The organism is Acinetobacter sp. UBA3132 (assembly GCF_002364825.1).
Taxonomy (GTDB): domain Bacteria; phylum Pseudomonadota; class Gammaproteobacteria; order Pseudomonadales; family Moraxellaceae; genus Acinetobacter; species Acinetobacter schindleri.
The window spans coordinates 1-272 of record NZ_DEZM01000113.1 but is presented as its reverse complement, the minus strand read 5'-3'; the positions used below and the strand labels follow the sequence as shown (position 1 = coordinate 272).

1 protein-coding gene is annotated in these 272 nt (G+C 42.6%); it reads left to right on the top strand.

Features of this window, described 5'->3' with window-relative positions:
• Positions 1 to 76: 76 nt before the first annotated feature.
• A partial coding sequence (locus B4033_RS05640; protein WP_286832624.1) for an LLM class flavin-dependent oxidoreductase occupies positions 77 to 272 on the top strand: 196 nt, incomplete at its 3' end.

The following is a 272-nucleotide window of genomic DNA, read 5'->3' as shown; positions in this document are numbered from 1 at the left end:
TATATCGTTTTTTTTCGATATACAAATCCGGTTGAACATCGTATGCTCTTAGTCATGTCAAATAAAGAGTAATATTATGCGTACGCTTAACGATACTCAGTTCTCCATTCTTGAACTGGTTCCTGTTCGTGACGATAAAACCATTCAATTCTCCCTGCAACATGCTCTGGAACTGGCACAAACCGCAGAAAAGCTGGGTTACCGCCGCATGTGGTTAGCTGAGCATCATAATATGGATGGTATTGCCAGTTCAGCAACCGCTGTCCTGCTTG